Origin of the sequence: Candidatus Symbiopectobacterium sp., assembly GCF_020054415.1 — a bacterium.
Lineage (GTDB): Bacteria > Pseudomonadota > Gammaproteobacteria > Enterobacterales > Enterobacteriaceae > Symbiopectobacterium.
The window spans coordinates 1-2,865 of record NZ_JAHWCO010000167.1 but is presented as its reverse complement, the minus strand read 5'-3'; the positions used below and the strand labels follow the sequence as shown (position 1 = coordinate 2,865).

1 protein-coding gene and 2 pseudogenes are annotated in these 2,865 nt (G+C 49.2%); all 3 read right to left on the bottom strand.

From position 1 onward, the window contains the following. Window positions 1-458: 458 nt before the first annotated feature. On the bottom strand, window positions 459-1,196 hold the full coding sequence (locus QZ506_RS05075) for a 4'-phosphopantetheinyl transferase (protein ID WP_291969514.1): 738 nt from the start codon (window positions 1,194-1,196) through the stop codon (window positions 459-461). 33 nt (window positions 1,197-1,229) lie between these two features. After that, a pseudogene (locus tag QZ506_RS05070) lies at window positions 1,230-2,486 on the bottom strand (NupC/NupG family nucleoside CNT transporter). 295 nt (window positions 2,487-2,781) lie between these two features. Then, window positions 2,782-2,865, bottom strand: a pseudogene (locus QZ506_RS05065) (lipoprotein); the annotation flags it as partial.

Genomic DNA, 2,865 nt, shown 5'->3' with positions numbered 1-2,865 from the left:
GCTGCTTGAGGGCCTTGTTATAAGAGGGCCAGTTGGTGATTTTAAAATTTTGTTTTGCCATGGAGACCTGATTTTGAAACAACTGTGGTGATCTGCTCCGATGATTACCCAAAAGTTCTATTTATTCAACAAAGCCTATTTTAATGACAAGAAGTCTATTTCTTTAACAAAGCATCTTGGAGATATAACATTTGAGTATAACAAAGAAAACACAAAGCACCCTTCCCGAATAGTTTCCAACCTACATTTTCTAGAATAGGGTCGCTAGGAATGTGGTTGATTGTCTCGATGCAAAAAATTTTAAGAAGGTCATATTTGTTGATAAACAAACCAAAATGATAGCGTTAAAAAAATATCTGGGACAGATATCACTTGAATATGCCGATACACCAATCCCCACGGAAATAACAGGCGACTACCATTTCCTTTGAATACGCGCCTACGTAACACAGTTTTCGTCAAACAGCCTTCGAGGGCTCAATATAGAGGAAGGTGGTAACTTTGTCAGCCATCATCCAGTATATCCCCTTGAAGCGCCGGCCCGTGGGAAATTCAGGCGTTAGTGTGGTTTGCAATTGCAGTTCGAAAACCTGTTGAGCTTGGTTGAGCACGGTGATTTGCGCATCCAAAAAATCGAAATAATGCTGAACTGAAGGATAGATAGCTTTAAACAAGCTTTCCTTGGCAGAAAAGCTCAATGTCAGCGCCTGACAAAACGGCATATCCACCCCTTGCAGCCATTGGCACTCCTCGTCACCCACGATACCAGGCCAGAGTGAAGCCGCCCGATCGTCACTCATCAGCGTTTCCACATCCACCCCCACGCCGCTGAATACGTCGCTGCGGCGGTGAATCGCGCACAGTACGCTGTCTTTATTGTGGCTCAAAGAGCCACAGAGATGTTCAGGCCACACCGGCGAACGGTCCTGACCGCTCAGCAAGGTAAACTGGTTGATGCCGAGTTTTTCCAACACATGGCGCGCAAGATAACGCCCCGCCAGAAATTCAGCGCGGCGCTTGGGCACCGAGCGCGTCAACTCCGCAGACAAGGGCACATCAATACGCTGATACAGCGTATCGTGGTAAGCCTCTGGGTTGAAGCGACAATAGGCGCAGAATCCAGGATACACAGCCTCTCTATTGGGCAAAGGCAGCGTCATCCATTCAATATTGCCGATAAACGCCGAGATGGTCATTAACGTACACTCTCTCCTGCTGCGGGTCAAGCTTTAAAACGCCAGAAAGAAACCAGCAATGGTCGCACTCATCAGGTTTGAAAGCGTTCCTGCCGCGACCGCTTTCAAACCAAAACGCGCAATATCCTTACGACGGTTTGGAGCCATGCTGCCGAGCCCACCAATCAAAATCGCAATCGATGACAGGTTGGCAAAGCCGCACAGAGCAAATGAAATGATGGCTTTCGATTGATCCGAGAGCACCTGTAATCCCAAGGCAGCAACGGCATCATCCGCTTTGAGATGCTGACTAACATTCAGATAAGCAACAAACTCATTGAGAATCAGTTTTTGGCCGATGAAGGCCCCTGCGACCGTCGATTCCTGCCACGGGATCCCGATCAGGAAAGCCAACGGCGCGAACAACCAGCCCAAAATCAGTTCCATAGAAAGCTGTGGATAATCAAACCATCCGCCAATCCCCCCAGGATGCCATTCAGTAAGGCAATCAGCGCCACAAACGCCAGCAGCATCGCTCCCACATTCAGCGCCAGTTCCGCGCCACTGGCCGCTGCATCAATCACGTTGGCCGGTTGATCATCGTCGCTCACAAAACCGGAGTGGGTTTCATGATCGTGTGTTTTTTCTGTTTCCGGCACGATCAGTTTGGCAAACAGCAATCCTCCCGGCGCGGCCATAAAGGAGGCGGCAATCAGATACTCCAACGGCACCCCCATCTGCGCACAGCCTGCCATTACCGCTCCGGTAATAGACGCCAGCCCGCCGCACATTACAGCAAACAGCTCCGAACGCGTCATGGTGGCAATATAGGGACGCACGACCAGCGGTGCCTCAGTCTGCCCGACGAAGATATTTGCCGTCGCTGAGAGCGATTCGGTTCGTGACGTTTTTAGCAGCTTTTGCAACGCTCCGCCTAGCAGGCGAATAACCCATTGCATCACCCCGATGTAATACAACACGGCAATCAAGGAAGAGAAAAAGACAATGATCGGCAGCACTCGCAGTGCGAACACAAAACCACCACCGCCAAACAGTTCATACACTTTATCGGAAGCCAGGCCACCAAAAATAAACGATACGCCTTCATTGCCGTAACCAATAATCAGGGCAACACCTTCGGTCATCCCTGCCAGTACCCTGCGGCCACGAGGCACATAAAGCACCAATACCAATCTGGAGCAGGAAAGCGCCCAACACCGTGCGCAAACGAATAGCCTTGCGGTTGCTGGAAAGTAAAACGGCGACCAGCACCAACACAACCATTCCAATAAGACTCATAATGAGTTGCATAAGAAGTTCCCTTTTATGCGTTGTTGAAAATCAAGGATAGACCATTCATCTCGGGCCAGACTGCCCGAAAAATGTCAAAGGCGGATTATAAGGCGACTACCCGATAAATACGCATTTTTTGTCACATTTTAACACTTTCTGACATGCATTCCCCCCCCACATCTGGGATTTCTATCACGTTATTTTTCCACAACTTATTGAGCATCCTTCCCTAGGACGCTAGACATATCGTTTTTTCTTGGCTTTGTTGAATAAATCAGAACTTGTAACGACTGCGCCCCATACGGGTCGATTGTTACGTGATGCGAATACTGTTCGGCATTCCTGATAGCGTGATCCGGTTAAGCGCTTTGACCATGGCCATGGCTTCACCCACCTG

Bases quoted from the DNA above. Each gene is read 5' to 3' on its own strand.
- QZ506_RS05075 (WP_291969514.1), bottom strand. From the start codon at position 1,196: ATGACCATCTCGGCGTTTATCGGCAATATTGAATGGATGACGCTGCCT.